Below are 17,736 nucleotides of genomic sequence, written 5' to 3' on the forward strand. Positions count from 1 at the left end.
GCTTAAATATCGCTTTTAATTTAAAACAAATCGATATCTGTCACTGCACCTTTACTACTGGTGGAAACAATCTTGGCATACTTTCCAAGGACACCACGCTTATAACGGGGTTCACGGGGTTTCCAAGCGGCGCGACGTTTTGCCAGTTCCTCATCAGGAACATTGATTTGCAACAGTTTTTCGTGGGCATCGATGGTGATGCTGTCCCCTTCTTCCACAAGGGCAATATTGCCACCCACAAACGCTTCCGGGGCAACGTGTCCGACCACGAGACCATAGGTTCCGCCAGAGAAACGACCATCGGTGATCAGACCGACAGAATCGCCCAGACCAGCGCCAATAATTGCGGAGGTGGGCGCTAGCATTTCCCGCATCCCGGGGCCACCCTTCGGCCCTTCGTAACGAACAATCACCACATCACCAGCAACAATCTTGCCAGCCAGGATTGCATCGAGACATTCTTCTTCGGACTCAAAAACGCGGGCGGGGCCAGTGATCCGGGGATTTTTCACGCCACTAATTTTCGCCACGGAACCTTCTTCGGCCAAGTTGCCCTTGAGGATCGCCAGGTGTCCTTTTTCGTACATTGGCTTATCCCAAGGACGAATCACATCCTGATCGGGAGAGGGTTCGCTGGGAATATCGGCGAGGGTTTCAGCGACGGTTTTGCCAGTAATTGTTAGACAGTCGCCATGGAGAAGACCGTGATCCAAGAGCATTTTCATCACCTGGGGAATGCCGCCCGCCTTGTGGAGATCGGTGGCAACGTAGCGACCAGAGGGCTTGAGGTCACAGATGACGGGGACGCGCTGGCGGATGGTTTCAAAGTCGTCGATGGTCAGATCCACACCGATAGTATTGGCGATCGCCAACAAATGTAAGACTGAATTTGTCGAGCCGCCCACGGCCATAATTACGGAAATCGCGTTTTCAAATGCCTTGCGCGTGAGGATGTCCTTCGGCAAAATCTGCTTCTTGATCGCATTGACCAAAACGCGTGCCGACTCTTCCGCACTGACAGCTTTTTCTTCATCTTCAGCGGCCATCGTCGAGGAGTAGGGCAAACTGATCCCCATCGCCTCAAAAGCCGAGGACATCGTATTGGCCGTGTACATCCCGCCACAGGAGCCAGCCCCCGGACAAGCATTTTTCTCAACGGCTAATAATCTTTCCTCGTCGATTTTTCCGGCGCTAAATTCACCGACAGCCTCGAACGCACTAACAACTGTGAGATCTTCCCCGTCTAAATGACCGGGTTTGATCGTGCCACCGTAAACAAAAATTGCGGGGATATTCATCCGGGCGATCGCCAACACTGCCCCCGGCATATTCTTATCACAACCGCCAATGGCGAGAACCGCATCCATGCTTTGGCCATTACAAGCCGTCTCAATGGAGTCAGCGATCACATCACGGGAAACCAAAGAATACTTCATCCCCTCCGTACCCATGGAGATCCCATCACTAATGGTGATCGTCCCAAACATCTGCGGCATCGCTCCCGCTTCCCGGATTGCCTTATCCGCTCGCTGGGCGAGGTCATTGATTCCCATATTGCATGGCGTAATCGTACTGTACCCATTCGCCAAGCCCACAATTGGTTTACTAAAATCATCATCCCCAAAGCCCACAGCCCGGAGCATGGCGCGGTTTGGGCTCCGCTGATGACCTTCGGTGACTACCCGGCTACGTCGATTGTCGCTCATAACAAATAGAAATCAAGATTTACATCAAAATAACCTTTCTATTGTCCTTTTTTTTCGAGCTTTTGGATAGGGACGGCCTAAAGTTAACCACGACTACTCAGGCACAACCGGGCAATACTGGGGAGCCGTCAGCACCAACGCCAAAATAACCTGAACCGTCTCAAAAAAGCCCATGAGCCACTGGCACTCTGCCTTGGGCTGGTCTTGATATTGTCCGAGCAGAAGATTGAGGGCTTGCATCAGTTCACCATAGGTTTCTGGCGCGACCAATACCAATTTCAACAACAAAATACTGTGGGTTAAATATTCCCGCTGAATCATTAAAACGGGCAGAGGATGGGATAAATCTTGCAAATGTTCAGGATTGAGCAGGTAATGGATCAAATTGCGGCAAACATCAGTAATCAGCGCCCGGTCTAGGGTGATACTGTCTCCTGCGGGATAACACTGTTTCAGATGTTGCAAAATCTTATCGGGCAGCCACTTCAAACGGCGTGGTGAAGTCATGGCACAAAACAAATAATCAACAAAATAGGGCTGCCAAGTGACAAAGGTGTGCTCATCTGTCTGGGCTAAAAATTGCGTGGCAATATCAGGGTAACTCGGCTGCTTTTTAACCACTAAACGGTGAATCAGATTCAGGGTTACATCTTCAATGAGGGTAGGATTTTTAATGGCCTCCCCTGTCGCTGTCATTTTTCCCTTCGTTGACAGGTACATCACCAAGCGGTAACGATAGCGGTTATTAAATAGTTGGTAAAGCAGCTTAGAGGCCCGTTGTTGTTCTGGGGAAGATTGTGGATCTGTCGCTTGGGCAAATAACATAAAACCCACGTAGCGATCGCCCCAAGTCCGTTGATTTGTCTCACTAGGAGGCGCTAAAACCCGCAAGACCCGACATTCCTCACTCTGAATAAATCCCCGTAGCCAATCCTGAAATCGCTCTGTGGTCAACGACGCATCACCCGTCTGCGATGTTGGCGTCAACAGCAAATGGGCCAGTTGAGTAATGTGCTGGATGCTTTCTTGATTAAGGCAAGTTTCGATAAATAGATAACAACACCGTTTAAGAACCGCAATAAATCCCGTGCGCCGATTGCCAATAATCAGCTGATAACTTGCTTGTTGCAGGGGTTCTGGACATTGGGCCGTGTCATAACCAACAAAAAACCCTTGAAATAACCCCAAGAACTCATCAAGGGAAGCAGTTTGTAGCGTTTGGGCAAAGAAATCAAAAACGACCTGTTCCGGGGGGATTTCTGGCTTCGGTAACGATGATTCTACGGGAGCTAAGGAGGTTTCAAAATCACGGCCTGGAGTCATGTCCGGCATCATCTCTGTTGATTGCAGTACTGTCTCTTCCGATGATACATTGGCTCGCCCTGATGGGTCAGTCTTTGAGCTGCGGCGAACCGATTTCGACGTGATCGGCCGTAGGTGGTTCAGTGGCAACAGTTGCTTCATGATGTTTCTCCCCCCGGCAATCCCCAGTTTTCTTGACTACCTCCATGATAAAGTTCCAGGTCTGTTGAGCATTGCTTTCTTGGACAATTCAAAGAAAAGCTTTATACTTCATTGCTTCTTTAGATATATAGCCAAACTTTATTGTAAATTCACATTGGCGCAGGCTCTGTCAGTTACTCAAAAAAACAATGGCCTCCCCGAAAATTTGGGGAGGGCCAGCACAGTGTTTATGATTTGACGGCGTCATGGAAAATGACAGTCCGTGAACTATTCAGTCGGTTCTTCGAGAACTTTTTGAGTTTCGGGGCTTTTACCCAGTTGTAGTTTGACAATTTTTTTCGCTGCGGGAACAACTTTGGGCAGCTTCAGGGTAAGAATACCATCTTTAAATTCTGCCGTGGCATTTTCGTGGTCGACGGCGACCGGAAGCGCAATGGTGCGGTCAAATTTTCCATAGCGGAATTCAGAATGGTAGCAGCCTTCATCTTCTTTTTCTTCTTCGTATTTATATTCCCCGGAGAGGCGGACTGATTCACGGGTCAACTGAATATCGATATCGTCAGCGGCAATGCCAGGAAGGGCGGCTTTTAAGGTTAATTCTGCGTCCCCATTGAGTAGCTCGATAGAGGGACGCCAGGGGGAGCGACCTTCCCCTTGCCAGCCGGCAAGTTCATCGAGAATGCGATTCATTTGGGTCTGAACTGTTTCTAGTTCAGAAAACGGCGAGAAATGTACTAAAGACATATATGACCTCCTAAGAGAATCGACTTCTTGCTACATTTTTATTGTCTACTATCTTCAAGGGGTTTGTAGATGACAAAAACCGTATTTTTTTGGTGAAATTACCGCAGAATTGCTGTTTTTTTTGGGATTACAAATTGCATTTTTTTAGGAAAAATTTAAGGGTTTTTCGATCACCATTGGGGCGGGTTGGCCATTCCCCCCGCAAAAGGCGATCGCCACCGGACAGAGCCTCCCTGCCGATGGGGTTTCTCAATCCGGCCCCAGAGCCCTAAAAATATCGGCTTCAATCCCACCTAGATTGATGGCGCAAGAAAGGCTCAGGAATGATACGATGTCACTTGCTGCGATAGGTTTTAGAACGATTTCATATGGCGGAAACTTTACTTTTTAATGCGCTGCGTCAAGCTATCGATGAAGAGATGGCACGTGACGAAACTGTCTTCGTTATGGGCGAAGATGTGGGTCATTACGGCGGTTCCTACAAGGTAACGAAGGATCTTGCGAAAAAATATGGTGACCTGCGCGTTCTGGATACACCCATCGCAGAAAACAGCTTCACCGGGATGGCTGTTGGCGCCGCCATGACTGGGCTACGGCCAATCATCGAAGGGATGAATATGGGCTTTTTGCTGTTGGCCTTCAACCAAATTTCCAATAACGCTGGGATGTTGCGCTACACATCCGGCGGTAATTTCACAATTCCAATGGTGATCCGGGGGCCTGGAGGTGTCGGTCGGCAGTTGGGGGCAGAACACTCTCAGCGGCTAGAAGCCTACTTCCAAGCTGTCCCTGGCTTGAAGATCGTGGCCTGTTCTACCCCTTACAATGCCAAGGGTTTATTAAAGGCGGCAATCCGTGACGAAAACCCCGTCCTTTTCTTTGAACACGTGCTGCTCTACAACCTAAAAGAGAATTTGCCCGATGGGGAATATGTGCTGCCCCTCGATAAGGCGGAGTTGGTGCGGGAAGGGAAAGATGTGACGATTTTGACCTATTCGCGGATGCGTCACCATTGCACCCAGGCGATTAAAACCCTCGAAAAACAAGGTATCGATCCAGAATTAATTGATCTAATCTCCCTGAAGCCCATCGACATGGAGGCGATCGCCAAATCCGTGAAGAAAACCCACCGGGTGATCATCGTCGAAGAATGTATGAAAACGGCGGGGATTGCGGCGGAAGTGATGTCCTTGATCAACGAGCAACTGTTTGACGAATTAGATGCCCCCGTAATGCGTCTCTCGTCCCAGGATATTCCCACCCCCTACAACGGCACCCTGGAGCGACTCACCATCGTCCAACCGGACAACATCGTCGAAGCAGTGCAAAATATGTTGGCCCTGAACGTCTAAACACCAGCGACCAACTGCGGTTCATCCTCCTAGATCCATCATGCAAAAACAACGGTTAATCATAGTTGCAATTCTTTTTTTGGTGGCGATCGCCATCACGATTTTGACAACCTTACCCCTCCAGCTCGGTCTGGATCTCAAAGGTGGTGCCCAACTGACGATCCAGGTGCAACCCAATGCCGAAGGAGTCGTCGTTGAGGCCGATGATACAGCTGCCGTGAAGCGAGTCATCGAAAATCGCATCAATGGTCTAGGAGTGGCCGAACCCATCACCCAACTCGTGGGGAACGACCGGATCCTCGTGCAATTGCCTGGAGTGACAGATCCTGAGCAGGCTGAACGAGTTCTCGGTGGCACCGCTCAGCTCGAGTTTCGGCCCCAAAACCCTGGCACTGAAGCCGAATTCCAAGAAAAGTACGCCCTCCGCCGCCAACTCGACGCCCAGTTAACCAGTCTCCGTGGCAGTGCAAGCCCTGCCGCTAGCGATGCCGAGATCGAAGAATTAGAAACCAATATTGACAGTCTCGATCAAGAGATTCTCGCTCTGTTTGAACCCGTTGGTCTAGTCGGCGAATACGTCACCAATGCCCAACCTGCCCCCACCCAAACGGGCAACAGTTGGCAAGTCTTTCTCAATTTCAATAGTGAAGGGGCCGAACTTTTTGCAGAAATCACAAAAGGTCTAGCTGGTACAGGCCGGAGTGTCGGCATTTTCTTAGATGATGCCCTCCTTAGCGCCCCCACCGTTGGCCCAGAATATACTGCCCAAGGGATCGCCGGGGGGAACGTGACCATTACCGGCAACTTTGACATTGATACCGCCAGTGATCTCGCCATTCAGATTCGGGGTGGGTCGTTACCCTTCCCGGTGGCTGTGGTCGAGAACCGTACCGTAGGGGCAACCCTAGGCCAAGATTCCATTCGCCAAAGTATCTATGCAGGGATTGCGGGCCTAATTCTGGTGTTGATCTTTGTGGCAGTCTATTACCGTTTGCCAGGGCTGATCGCAGATGTGGCGTTAGTGGTTTATACCCTCCTCACTTTGGCCTGCTACTCCCTTGTGGGGGTTACGCTGACGTTACCGGGGATTGCTGGTTTTATTCTCAGTATTGGTATGGCCGTGGATGCAAATGTGCTGATCTTTGAGCGCACCCGGGAGGAAATCTATAAGGGGAATACCCTATACCGAGCCGTGGAATCGGGATTTTTTAACGCTTTCTCCAGCATTCTCGACAGTAATGTCACCACTTTGATCGCCTGTGCGGCCCTCTTTTTCTTGGGTTCGGGTTTGGTAAAAGGTTTTGCGTTGACCTTGGCGATCGGGGTGGGAGTGAGTATGTTTACGGCAGTGACTTGCAGCCGCACTTTACTGCTGTTAACGGTATTGGGCTTACCGGCGGTGCGCCAAAATCCCAAGTTGTTTGCGCCCAAAGTCCCCAACTAATTTCCTTTGCCCTCTAGTCTGTTGTTAACCCGATGACTTTTAAATTTAGCGTCATTAAACAGCGTCTCCTTTGGTGGTCCATCTCGGCGATCGCCATCCTTGCGAGTGTGTTGTTTATGGGCATTTCCTTCAACCAACTCCAAGCACCCCTCCGACCCAGTCTCGACTTTGTTGGGGGCACAAAAATCCAAGTGGCCCTCGACTGTACGGTGGCTGGCAACTGTACTGATCCTTTAGAAACAGCGACAATTCAAAACGTGGTGAATAACCAGGGGGTCGGCAGTAGTACGGTGCAAATTTTGGGCCAAGAGCGGACAACGTTTTCGGTGCGGACACCGCAGCTCGATGTGGATCAACGCAGCCGTTTGCTCGACGCCCTAGAATCCGAAGTGGGCGCCCTAGATCCTGGCACGATCCAAATTGACTCGGTGGGGCCAACCATTGGTCGGGAATTGTTTGTCCAAGGGATGCTCGCCCTCCTGGTTTCTTTTTTCGGGATTATTGTCTACTTGAGTATCCGCTTTCAGTTCGATTATGCGCTGTTTGCGATCGCCGCATTGTTCCATGATGTGCTGGTCACGGCTGGTGTCTTTGCGCTACTCGGTCTGGTGTTGGGCGTTGAAGTAGATAGCCTTTTCCTCGTGGCCCTACTGACGATTATTGGTTTTTCTGTGAATGATACGGTGGTCATTTATGACCGCGTTCGTGAGAATCTCAAGGCTGACGAGGGAGACAACATCGATCAAGTTGTTGATCATTCCGTCCAGCAAACCCTGGGCCGTTCGATCAATACCACCCTCACCACCCTATTGCCGCTGGTGGCGATCTTTTTGTTCGGTGGTTCGACCCTCAAGTTTTTTGCCCTCGCCTTGATTATTGGGTTTATTTGCGGCTCTTACTCTAGTATTTTTGTCGCCAGTACCCTCTTGGCCTGGTGGCGTAACCGTAATGGCCAACCCCCCACGGTCACCAAAGAAGCGGTGAATGTTACAGAATTGTCCTAGCCATTGCAGGGGAACTTCCCGGTAACGGCGGCAATCCCAGGATTTGGCCTGACCCACTCGGTAAAGATGTTTAGGGTGAAAAAATATGGGCGATCGCCAACTTCAGGAAGCACCAACAGACCATCATTTCAGTCCCTTGGCCCGCAAGCTGGTGCGGTTCACTTTCCTCTGGCGTTGGCTATTGGTCGCCTTGCTGTGGCTGATCTTGGGGAGCTACGGCGTTTGGGCGTTGCGGGGAGAATTTGCCCTCTGGCGTGATCATCTCACCTGGGCCGTGGTGCGCTTGAGCCTCGGTTACCATTACTGGGCCAGCGTTGCCTTGACGATCTGTGTCGCCTATACCTGTGCTGTTTTGGTTTGGCATAGCCAGAAATTAACCCAAGGCTGGTCTCAACGGGAAAAGTATCGTTTCAATCAATGGGCAGAAAAATTAACCCGAAATCAGCAGCATTGGCTTTGGTTTTTTCTAAGGCGTTTATAGTTTGACTTCAGCCATCTATAGGGTGTCAAAAGAAAAACAGCCAGCATTCGCAAATACGCCAAATTACTGAAAGCGGATCTTCTGGGAGAGCGAGTCGCTGAAACTTTTCTGGATTAATCTCCTCCAAAGTTCCAGATAATTGCGGGTTTCTGTACTAATGTTCACTACTGACTGACGTAGGTGAGCTGGCTCGCGTTAACTAGAAAGAGAATTTGTGCTTAGTTTACCGATGCCGTGCTTGATTCTGCTTGCTTGATTGTTGATTTGCAAAAGGTTCAGCGCATTACCCAGGGCATTTCCGGTTGTCTGGAACCAACGCTGATCGCCAAACGTTTAACCGAAGCATTGATTAAAGACTTTAATTGCGTCTTTGCGCGAATTTGGTTAACTGAGCCAGATCAACGATCGCTCCGGTTGGTGGCCTCATCGGGTCTGTCTGAAAATATTAATGGCAGTTTTGCACGGGTTCCCATGGGCGCCTATAAGGTCGGAAAAATTGCCAAAAATGGGATTCCTTTCCTGAGTAATCACCTGGCGGAAGAAGCTTGGGTAAAAGACCATGACTGGGCGATCGCCAACGGAATTCAAGGTTTTGCGGGTTATCCCCTTGCCAGTCAACAGCGAATTATTGGTGTGTTAGCGGCCTTTAGCCATGAAACTTTTTTACCAGAATTTTTAGAGGTTTTGCAGGTGCTATGTATGGCTGGGGCGATCGCCTTAGATGCCGCCCAAAAAAGTCCCCAAGATCCCAGCAAAAGCCAGACAAGAGAATCTCACCCCCTCTCGGATCACCTGGGCAGCCTTTTAAGTACCAGCCAGCTTAGTTTGATTGGTACGGAACGACCTCTGACACCAAGTTCGACCTATCTCTTAATCAAAACCGTAGAAATTCTCAATCAATTCAACTGTCACTATTGCCGACTCATCTACGGTGATACGGAAATTTGTCTCGAAGGGATTATCGCCGCCCCTACCCCGACGAAAAACACAGGGCGATCGCCTTTTGCCGACATTGAATTTTTCGTACAAACCCTTGGGGGGAACTGCGATGTCGGGATCAACGCCCAGGAAGCAGTTCACCAAATTCGCCTTACTTTGCCCTATGGAGCGACCACCCAAGTCTACAAATCAAAAGAATCACTATCCCAACGGGAACGTCAAGTTTTAGCGCTCCTCACCAAAGGGCTACGCGATCGCGACATTGCCCAGCAGCTCCACATCAGTGAAAGTACCGTAAAATTCCACCTAAACCGCACCTTGAGTAAACTACAAGCTAAAAACCGCTACCAAGCTATTTACCAAGCCACAAAACAAGGTCTGATTTAAACGAGATCGCTAGTTCCACTATCCCCCAACAGCCGATCCAATTTCGGAGGATGTCGCCCAACATCTCGATCCGCTTGCCGAATCAACAGAACGCGCTCCCGATTCATATCTAATCTGGCGATCGTTGCCCGCCCAATTTCTGTTAAACCTACCAAAATAACTCCATCTTCTGCCCAAACAAAATGATCAGCCCATCGATCACAACGCGGGTTAAACAAGCGAACTTCCGCCCCTGACAGCAGATCAACTCCTGTCACGAAACTTGACTTTCTACGATTGCAATTAAAACAAGCTAATGCCAAATTGTCCACATCATCCGAACCACCCCGAGCCTGTGGAATGACATGATCAATCGTGAAGCGAACATACTGCCATAACTCCACTCCATGACAATACTCACATAGACCCTTAGCCCTTTCTCTGACTTTGTTTTGAATTTTTTCTGGAAGTGGAGACCTACCCATTTCCTATGCCACCATGCTCCCAGCAGCAGCATTACGAACTGTCCGATTCACGAAACTCAAATAATCATCAATTTCTTCATAACAGTCCAATTCCTCCTCCTCAGCCTCGGTCAATCCTTCAGACTGCTGCTTCTCCAACAAAACTTCAACCCGCGCCTGTACCTGTACTGAAGCTCGAAAAATCAGAACTCCTTCCACCAAATCAAGCTGAACAGCACCATCAAGCGGTATGGAATTCGACAAACGTTGCAGCACAGGAAAAGCAGAAGCAGCCATAATGTTTAAATCGAAAAACTATGATCATCATAACTTAGTAAACTGCTCGTCACTAAGTCAGGAACTCGGTTTTTATTTGATTGAGGAAGTTTAGAATTCCTAATGAACGTCTTTCAACTGAAACCGGATTAATAATCGTTCGTTCGGTTGTTAAGCAGAAGCCGGAACCAAAAGCCTTGCTGTAATTTGTGTCGCCAAATATTCTGCATCACGAGCGACACCGGAAAAACGACCAGAACCCCAGGTATAGAGCCAGGGCAAACCAAGGAAATATAATCCATCCACGGCGGTTACCCCTCGGTCATGTAAGGGTTCTCCCAATTCATTAAAGATGGGGAGATCAATCCAACTAAAGTTTAAGCGAAAGCCCGTCGCCCAAATAACTGCACCAATATTAGTTTCTTTGAGGTTGAGGGATGATGGTTCTAATTCTGGCTCCCAGACGGGTTGATAATGGGCCTCTGGGGGAGCGGTGATGTTGTTATCAGCAATGAATTTGTCAATATTCCGTTGAATGCGCACCACGGTGGCATCAGCCTGATCTAAATTGTGTTTTAAATCTTTCCCAAAGTGGAGAGTCTGCCTGGTAATACTTTGCAAGCGACCATAGAGGTGCATTCCCTGTTGGGCAAAGCGGCGCAGATCAATATCGCGGCCCCCATCCCGGCCTGTGACATAGTGATTGGTTTTATGACGCACCATTTCTTTTTGGGGATGCTGGTCGATGGGTAGGTCGTAATAACCCATGCGTTCGAGCCACTCCACCACATCCTTGCCCCGATAACGGCGCGGCGCTCGGGGCGCACTACCGGTAACAAGGTGAACTGTTTTCCCTGCTAAATGAAGATCCTCAGCAATTTGACAACCCGACTGGCCAGTGCCCACAATCAATACTTCGTCGGGAAGATCCTGGGGATTTTTGTACTGTACGGAATGGATTTGCTGTAACTCACGCGGCAGTTGGGCAGCGATGGGCGGAATTTTTGGAACGTGGTATCCCCCTGTGGCGATCGCCACTTGATCAGCCGTGTAGTTACCGATAGATGTTTTTACTGCAAACTTGGTTCCAGCCGAACTCACCTTGGAAACCGTTACCCCCTCTCGAATGGGCGGATTAAAAGAGCGGGCATAGGCTTCTAAATAAGAAACAATCTCTTCCTTGGCCATGAAACCAGTAGGGTCAGGCCCTGCATAGGGGAAACCGGGGAGCCGACATTGCCAATTGGGGGTCACTAAACAAAAGGAATTCCAGCGTTCATTACGCCACGCATGACCAATTTTGTGTTTCTCAAAAATAAGGTGGTCAATATTGTTTTGCTTGAGGAGATAGCTGAGGGCAAGTCCTGCCTGGCCACCCCCAACAATTATTACCGGGTAATGGGTCTGCATTGCCGTTGCTCTTAAGTGGATTTGCTTTAACTGTAAACCCGCTCAATTCTTTTTCTTGTAAGGGTTGTTACCGATCCCAGCGGTTTGTGATTACCCATAGGCGATCGATGAATTACGACCCAGTAGCTGCTATTTTGGTGGCCTAACCTAGCAAAATCAATAGTTCTTTTTAGGACACAATCACTATCCTCTAATCAGGACAAAACCATTCAGATAGCTATTATCAAACAAGCTTGAGTCTAGCCAAAAAGACAATCCAGAAATTGGCTTTTCAATCAAAAAACTATTCCTTTAAACAGAAGGTCTCCTTTTGTCAGCAATGATACAGGTCGCCTTGAATTCTCCCCTTACAGTAATGCACAACTCAACCCATTAAAACCTAAAAACTAAAGGAAAATTTCCCATGCCTGAAGTAACAATTCCTGCCCACCAGACCGGTGACTTTCTTGTGGATTACGAAGAAAAAGTTTTTCCTGATGTCCAAGCAGAGCCCGGCGAAAAAGCACTGATTACCTTTCATACAGTAGCCTTTGAAGGTTCCATTGGTTTAGTCAATTTATTACAAGCAAGTCGCCTCATCAAAAAAGGGTTTGAAACGTCTGTGCTACTTTATGGCCCTGGGGTAACTCTGGGGGTTCAGCGGGGCTTTCCAAAACTCGGCGATGAAGGTTTTCCGGGGCACTTAGCCATGAATGATCGCCTGGTTAAGATTATGGAATCTGGCGGAAAGGTCTATGCCTGTCGTTTTGCACTACAAGCTCTTTATGGCCACGGAGAACCTTCTTTGATTCCTGGTATCCGCCCGATTAATCCCTTAGATGTGATGGATTTAATTTTAATGCACCGCAAAGAAGGGGCATTTATCCTTGACACCTGGACGATGTAAAAACAAAGGTTTTACTTCCGAAAATTTCCAAAGAGTTCACAAGAACAACTTTTAGATTTTTTTTGCACTCTTTAAAAACTTCCGAGTATTTTTTAAAAGGGTTTTGTTGGAATATTTTCGGTTACCAAATCCGTTTTTCGTGAGTTTGTTATTTTTCCGGTAGCGATTATGCTTGATTCCTCGAAAACAATTCGGGCGGCAGCGGCACAAATTAGTCCGGTTTTGTTTAGTTGTGCAGGTACGACGGAAAAAGTGCTGGAGACAATTACCCAGGCGGCCAAGGAGGGCGTGCAGTTGATTGTCTTTCCAGAAACCTTTGTCCCCTACTATCCTTATTTTTCTTTTATCGAGCCCCCTGTGCTGATGGGGAAAAGCCATCTCCAGCTCTATGAGCAAGCAGTCACAGTCCCTGGCCCCGTCACGACAGCGGTGGCTGAAGCGGCCCAAGCCCATGACATGGTCGTGGTTTTAGGGGTGAATGAACGGGAGGAGGGTTCCCTTTACAATACCCAATTGATTTTTGATCACGATGGGACATTGCGCCTTAAGCGCCGCAAAATCACTCCCACCTACCATGAGCGAATGGTTTGGGGTCAAGGGGATGGCGCTGGTTTAACGACGGTCGATACGGCTGTGGGCCGTGTGGGTGCTTTAGCTTGTTGGGAGCACTACAATCCCCTTGCTCGCTATAGTCTGATGGCCCAACATGAGCAGATTCATTGTGGTCAATTTCCGGGATCTATGGTGGGGCAAATTTTTACGGAACAGATGGAAGTGACCATGCGCCACCATGCTCTTGAATCCGGCTGTTTCGTGATCAATGCAACGGGATGGCTCTCGGCAGAACAGAAGACCCAATTAACCAGCAATGAAAAGATGCACAAAGCCCTTAGTGGTGGTTGTTATACGGCCATCATTAGTCCTGAAGGTAAGCATTTAACGGCCCCGATTTATGAAGGGGAAGGTTTGGCGATCGCCGATTTAGATTTCTCCCTGATTACCAAACGCAAGCGAATGATGGATTCAGTGGGACATTACTCCCGCCCTGATCTATTCCAGGTACAACTCAATGACGCACCTTGGGCCACCCTCAACACGAGTTCCTTGTCCTTTCCCTCAGAAGTACCACCACTGCCGAATACCCCGGCCCCAGATATTCCCGCCTCCTGTCCCTAATCTAGTGTGCCATCACCCATCCCTATGACTATGCCCATGGATAAACAACGTCTGATTACAGAACTCCAGTCCCACGGTCTCCGCCTGACAGAGACCACAATGACTGGACGTCAAGGGGGGGCAGGGCCTTCGGATCACCGGGCAGTGACCATTGGCGGGACCACCGTGATGGTTCCTATTTATACGAATACCGCTGGGCGATCGCCTTACCATGCCACCCTAGATTCCCAACGGAGTGAAGCCAAGCTCCAGAAACATCACCAAGACATCGCCCCCATTACCCTACAAGGACGTCCCAAATTCTACGATCTAGAGACAGCGGAGGGGATTCCTTACTGGAAAATTGCCCTTCTCCATAGCAATAATGTGCTCGCCACAACGGTGCAACAAACCTGTATGCGCTACCGGGACGAAAGTACAGCCTGCCAATTTTGTGCGATTGAAAAATCCCTAGAAGCAGAACAAACCATTGCCCGTAAACTCCCGGAACAGTTAGCAGAGGTTGTGGAAGCGGCGGTGCGGCTCGATGGTATTGAGCAGGTGATCATGACCACAGGAACCCCCAACACAGGCGATCGCGGTGCGGCCTACCTGACCAAATGTGCCGCTGCCATCAAAGCAAAAGTCGATATTCCTATCCAAGCCCAATGTGAACCCCCCGCTGATTTTGTCTGGTTTGAGCGTTTAAAAGCCGCTGGCGTAGATAGTTTAGGAATGCACTTAGAGGCTGTTGATCCCGTAGTCCGTGCCAAAATCATGCCTGGCAAAGCAGAAGTCCCTGTTTCCTACTACTACCAAGCCTATGAAGCAGCTGTGCAAGTATTCGGTTGGGGCCAAGTCAGCACCTACCTGCTAGCCGGTTTAGGAGATAGTTTTGCAACGCTTGTGACGGCGGCAGAAAAATTAGTCAGTATTGGTGTTTACCCCTTCGTGGTGCCTTTTGTCCCTATTTCTGGCACGCCCCTAGCAACCCACCCGGCCCCTGATGCGGAGTTCATGTTTGCCCTCTACCAAAAGGTGGGTCAGATCCTCAAGGAAGCGGGAATGTCTTCTCAGGCGATCAAAGCCGGTTGTGCGAAATGTGGTGCCTGTTCCGCATTATCTACCTTTGAAAATTAAGGAGGCTATGGGAAATGAGCCGTCAGCAATTTCAGTTTGAACTGGCCCAGTCTGCGGCGGAAATCCGCGCTTATTTTGCCCTGAGACGGGATATTTTTTGTGAAGAACAGGGGATTTTTAGCGGCAATGATTTTGATGATCTCGATCCCATTGCCTATCCGATTGTCGCTTTGGACAAGAGCTCATCCCCCCAGAGCAAGGTGGTTGGGGTTGTGCGCATCTACGAAAGTGAGCCCCAGGTTTGGTACGGTGGTCGCCTGGGAGTCCAGCCAGAGTTTCGGCGGGTGGGACGCATTGGTAAGGGGTTAATCTACAAAGCGGTCACAACGGCCCATGGTTGGGGTTGTACTAAGTTTCTGGCGACGGTACAGCTACAGAATGTGCGTTTTTTCCAGCGGCAACATTGGCATTCTCTGGCGGAAATGGACATTTGCGATCGCCCCCATCATCTTATGGAGGCAGATTTAAACTTTTACCCACCGGCAGTGAATCCCCGACCCCAACTTGACCTGGGGACTTGGCTCGTTTCCTAAAGGAAAAAATAATCGAAATACTTGGCGTGAACATCACTTTACCCCAGTTGGCAGAGACCCTACGCCACAATTTGGGCCTTTTACATAAACGGGATATCCAACTCGCTTCCCGGCACTTTCAACGGCAATTTACGACCCAGGGACAAGCCATTCGCCTTGGGGATGATTGTGCAGCCATTCCCGACCAAGCTGGTTTTCTCCTTCTAGCCGCAGAGGGCATGAGCCCGGCATTGGTGCAGCAGGATCCGTGGTTTGCGGGCTGGTGTGGGGTGCTCGTGAATGTCAGTGATATTTATGCCATGGGGGGACGACCCTTGGCGGTTGTTGATGCTCTGTGGGCCTGTGGCGACCAGCAGGCACAGCAAATTTGGGCCGGGATGCAGGCAGCGGCAGAAAAGTTTCAGGTGCCGATTGTTGGGGGTCATACCAATACCCACAGTGAATATGATGCCTTGGGAGTCGCGATTCTCGGTCGGGCAAAACGACTGATTACCAGTTTTGATGCCCAGGTGGGCGATCGCCTCGTGTTAGTCGCTAATTTTCAGGGGCAACCCCGGCCCCAACTGCCCTACTGTTGGGATGCCGCCACCCAAGCCGATCCAGCGCAACTCCAGGCCCAATGGGATTTATTACCGCTCTTGGCTGAACGGGGTTTATGTAGCGCTGGCAAAGATGTCAGTATGGGGGGAATTATCGGCACAACTTTGATGCTCTTGGAAACGTCTAATTGTGGTGCGATCTTGGATATTGGCGCAGTTCCCTGTCCACCACAGCTCGATTTGCAACAATGGCTCCTCAGTTTTCCAAGCTACGGTTTTTTGCTGACTGTGTCTCCAGAGCAGGTCTCTGAAGTAGAAATGTTGTGCGAAGATCAGGGGTTGGTCGCTCAGGCGATCGCCACCATTACCCCAGGCCACACCTTGACCCTTAAACTGGGGGAAACTAGCCTCGATTTTTGGCACCTCGACCATGTTCCGCTCACTGGCTTTACCGGAGGCTCCTAAATTCTATGCCAGCCGTTACTTTCGACATCGTTTGGCCAGACGGCTCCCAGGATCAATTTTATTCCCCCTCCACCGTCGTCCATGACTACTTTCAGGTGGGACAAGGCTACGCCCTGGCGGATTTTGTGCATCGTTCCCAAACGGCCCTGACCCTGGCCAGTAAGCGGGTCGAACAACGTTATGGTCGCCCTTGTTCCTTGGCCCTGAGGCAGCTCCAACGTGTTGAACAGAAGGCTAGTATATTCATGGATCAACCCAATGCCCAGGTCACAATCTTGGCGAATGACCACTAATCCTATGGAAAAGTTTTGGCCGTTGGCGATCGCCACTATGGGATTGATCTTAGGGGGCTGTGGTCGGGCCTTGTTTTATCAGCCCCAGATTGCCACGGGGGGAATTAATAGTAATTTTGCCGAAGAATTTCCGAGCTACAGCGGTGATGGCCGTTATCTCGCCTTTGCCTCAGAACGGGATGGCCGCCGCAATATTTTTCTCTACGATCTCCAGACTAATCAATTAGTTAACCTGCCTAATCTCAACCGCCGCGACTCTAGCCAAGACCAACCGGATCTCAGTGAAGATGGCCGTTTTATCGCCTATGTTTCCACCGAACGGGGCCGCCAGGATGTATTTGTCTATGACCGCAACCAGGGGCGATCGCAGTTGTTAACGGTGAATTTGCGGGGGTCGGTACAAAATCCCACCATTAGCGGCGATGGACGTCGGGTCGCTTTTCAGAGCAACGAACGGGGGCAATGGAATTTGATGCTGGTGGACGTGACTCCCTAATGGAAACCGGACTGCGCTATGGTCTATAGATCAGAATGATGTTGCCTTGACCGGAGGCGTTTATGGATCGCAGACAGTTGGTCGCGGGCATAGTGAGGGCAGTGGGGCACGGGAATATTCACATTCGGCCAATCTGCGAGATCCGCACAGGGGCAGCCATTTTTCAAACCCACCGCATCGAAGGGCATCGGCATCGCACAGCGGGGACAATCGGCAATATCCCACCGCTCTGAGAGCAAATCCGCGATGGTTTGGGTTGTACCCTGGAGATAACAGTCACGGTTTGCGTTGAGGTCTTGCCAACAGGCCTCAAAATCTGGGGAATATTGATTCCCTTCGAGCACGGTCATCGGTAAAATTTGGCGATCGCCCTTAGGACAGATCACCGGTTTGCCCACCTGAAACCAGTAGGCTAAATATTGTTTAACTTGATTCACGGTCGCCATATATTTATCTTCTTCCTGCTGCATATCAATCCCTAAAACTACGCCGTCCCCATCGTCCCTATCCTATCGAGAAAACAGAAGACCCGTGGCGATCGCCTCCGTCTGAGCCTTGAAAAGCAATTTTTTTTAAGAT

19 protein-coding genes are annotated in these 17,736 nt (G+C 49.7%); 12 read left to right on the top strand and 7 right to left on the bottom strand.

Going from position 1 to position 17,736, the window contains the following annotated elements:
- Positions 1-20 precede the first annotated feature (20 nt).
- From ilvD to AACQ84_RS03320, 3 genes are all read right to left on the bottom strand, one after another.
- Positions 21-1,706 carry a dihydroxy-acid dehydratase gene (gene ilvD / locus AACQ84_RS03310; protein WP_012306281.1) on the bottom strand — a complete coding sequence of 562 codons (1,686 nt, stop codon included), beginning with the start codon at positions 1,704-1,706 and terminating at the stop codon, positions 21-23.
- Positions 1,707-1,799: 93 nt separating this feature from the next.
- Complete coding sequence (locus AACQ84_RS03315; RefSeq protein WP_041443356.1) at positions 1,800-3,029, bottom strand: hypothetical protein; 1,230 nt, start codon at positions 3,027-3,029, stop codon at positions 1,800-1,802.
- A gap of 408 nt (positions 3,030-3,437) precedes the next feature.
- Positions 3,438-3,914: an Hsp20/alpha crystallin family protein gene (locus tag AACQ84_RS03320; protein WP_012306283.1), complete on the bottom strand. Its 477-nt coding sequence runs from the start codon at positions 3,912-3,914 to the stop codon at positions 3,438-3,440.
- Between the two features lie 368 nt (positions 3,915-4,282).
- Between AACQ84_RS03320 and AACQ84_RS03325 the strand changes: the two genes are divergently transcribed.
- From AACQ84_RS03325 to AACQ84_RS03345, 5 genes are all read left to right on the top strand, one after another.
- Positions 4,283-5,266: an alpha-ketoacid dehydrogenase subunit beta gene (locus tag AACQ84_RS03325; protein ID WP_012306284.1), complete on the top strand. Its 984-nt coding sequence runs from the start codon at positions 4,283-4,285 to the stop codon at positions 5,264-5,266.
- Between the two features lie 40 nt (positions 5,267-5,306).
- Positions 5,307-6,710 carry a protein translocase subunit SecD gene (gene secD, locus AACQ84_RS03330; protein WP_012306285.1) on the top strand — a complete coding sequence of 468 codons (1,404 nt, stop codon included), beginning with the start codon at positions 5,307-5,309 and terminating at the stop codon, positions 6,708-6,710.
- A gap of 32 nt (positions 6,711-6,742) precedes the next feature.
- Positions 6,743-7,714: a protein translocase subunit SecF gene (gene secF, locus AACQ84_RS03335; protein WP_041443358.1), complete on the top strand. Its 972-nt coding sequence runs from the start codon at positions 6,743-6,745 to the stop codon at positions 7,712-7,714.
- 85 nt (positions 7,715-7,799) lie between these two features.
- Entirely contained in the window at positions 7,800-8,195 is a 396-nt protein-coding gene (locus tag AACQ84_RS03340; RefSeq protein WP_012306287.1) for a hypothetical protein, read from the top strand.
- Positions 8,196-8,429: 234 nt separating this feature from the next.
- Complete coding sequence (locus tag AACQ84_RS03345; RefSeq protein ID WP_012306288.1) at positions 8,430-9,521, top strand: LuxR C-terminal-related transcriptional regulator; 1,092 nt, start codon at positions 8,430-8,432, stop codon at positions 9,519-9,521.
- On the opposite strand, the gene AACQ84_RS03350 is transcribed toward AACQ84_RS03345, so the two are convergent.
- The 3 genes from AACQ84_RS03350 to AACQ84_RS03360 all read right to left on the bottom strand — a co-directional run bounded on the left by AACQ84_RS03350 (position 9,518) and on the right by AACQ84_RS03360 (position 11,650).
- On the bottom strand, positions 9,518-9,985 hold the full coding sequence (locus AACQ84_RS03350; protein WP_012306289.1) for an HNH endonuclease: 468 nt from the start codon (positions 9,983-9,985) through the stop codon (positions 9,518-9,520). The genes AACQ84_RS03345 and AACQ84_RS03350 overlap by 4 nt on opposite strands.
- Positions 9,986-9,988: 3 nt before the next feature.
- Positions 9,989-10,261, bottom strand: coding sequence for a hypothetical protein (locus AACQ84_RS03355; RefSeq protein ID WP_012306290.1), 273 nt, complete (start codon positions 10,259-10,261; stop codon positions 9,989-9,991).
- Between the two features lie 150 nt (positions 10,262-10,411).
- Positions 10,412-11,650 carry an MSMEG_0569 family flavin-dependent oxidoreductase gene (locus AACQ84_RS03360; protein ID WP_012306291.1) on the bottom strand — a complete coding sequence of 413 codons (1,239 nt, stop codon included), beginning with the start codon at positions 11,648-11,650 and terminating at the stop codon, positions 10,412-10,414.
- Positions 11,651-12,053: 403 nt separating this feature from the next.
- Here AACQ84_RS03360 and AACQ84_RS03365 point away from each other — a divergent pair, with 403 nt between their 5' ends.
- From AACQ84_RS03365 to AACQ84_RS03395, 7 genes are all read left to right on the top strand, one after another.
- The gene (locus AACQ84_RS03365) at positions 12,054-12,536 is read left to right on the top strand and encodes an MSMEG_0572/Sll0783 family nitrogen starvation response protein (protein ID WP_012306292.1); all 483 of its coding nucleotides are present in this window, start codon (positions 12,054-12,056) and stop codon (positions 12,534-12,536) included.
- 168 nt (positions 12,537-12,704) lie between these two features.
- Complete coding sequence (locus AACQ84_RS03370; protein WP_012306293.1) at positions 12,705-13,712, top strand: Nit6803 family nitrilase; 1,008 nt, start codon at positions 12,705-12,707, stop codon at positions 13,710-13,712.
- A 24-nt stretch (positions 13,713-13,736) separates the two neighbouring features.
- Positions 13,737-14,831 (top strand): MSMEG_0568 family radical SAM protein, encoded by a 1,095-nt coding sequence (locus AACQ84_RS03375; protein ID WP_339367121.1) that lies wholly within the window; start codon positions 13,737-13,739, stop codon positions 14,829-14,831.
- 14 nt (positions 14,832-14,845) lie between these two features.
- On the top strand, positions 14,846-15,364 hold the full coding sequence (locus tag AACQ84_RS03380; RefSeq protein WP_012306295.1) for an MSMEG_0567/Sll0786 family nitrogen starvation N-acetyltransferase: 519 nt from the start codon (positions 14,846-14,848) through the stop codon (positions 15,362-15,364).
- Positions 15,365-15,390: 26 nt separating this feature from the next.
- Positions 15,391-16,368 (top strand): sll0787 family AIR synthase-like protein, encoded by a 978-nt coding sequence (locus AACQ84_RS03385; protein WP_012306296.1) that lies wholly within the window; start codon positions 15,391-15,393, stop codon positions 16,366-16,368.
- Between the two features lie 5 nt (positions 16,369-16,373).
- Positions 16,374-16,661, top strand: a complete 288-nt coding sequence (locus tag AACQ84_RS03390) for an MSMEG_0570 family nitrogen starvation response protein (RefSeq protein ID WP_041443359.1) — start codon at positions 16,374-16,376, stop codon at positions 16,659-16,661.
- A 4-nt stretch (positions 16,662-16,665) separates the two neighbouring features.
- On the top strand, positions 16,666-17,157 hold the full coding sequence (locus AACQ84_RS03395) for a TolB family protein (RefSeq protein ID WP_041443360.1): 492 nt from the start codon (positions 16,666-16,668) through the stop codon (positions 17,155-17,157).
- 23 nt (positions 17,158-17,180) lie between these two features.
- Here AACQ84_RS03395 and AACQ84_RS03400 read toward each other — a convergent pair whose 3' ends face one another.
- Positions 17,181-17,627 (bottom strand): hypothetical protein, encoded by a 447-nt coding sequence (locus tag AACQ84_RS03400; RefSeq protein ID WP_234991316.1) that lies wholly within the window; start codon positions 17,625-17,627, stop codon positions 17,181-17,183.
- Positions 17,628-17,736 lie beyond the last annotated feature (109 nt).

The organism is Picosynechococcus sp. PCC 7002, assembly GCF_963860125.1.
GTDB lineage: Bacteria > Cyanobacteriota > Cyanobacteriia > Cyanobacteriales > MRBY01 > MRBY01.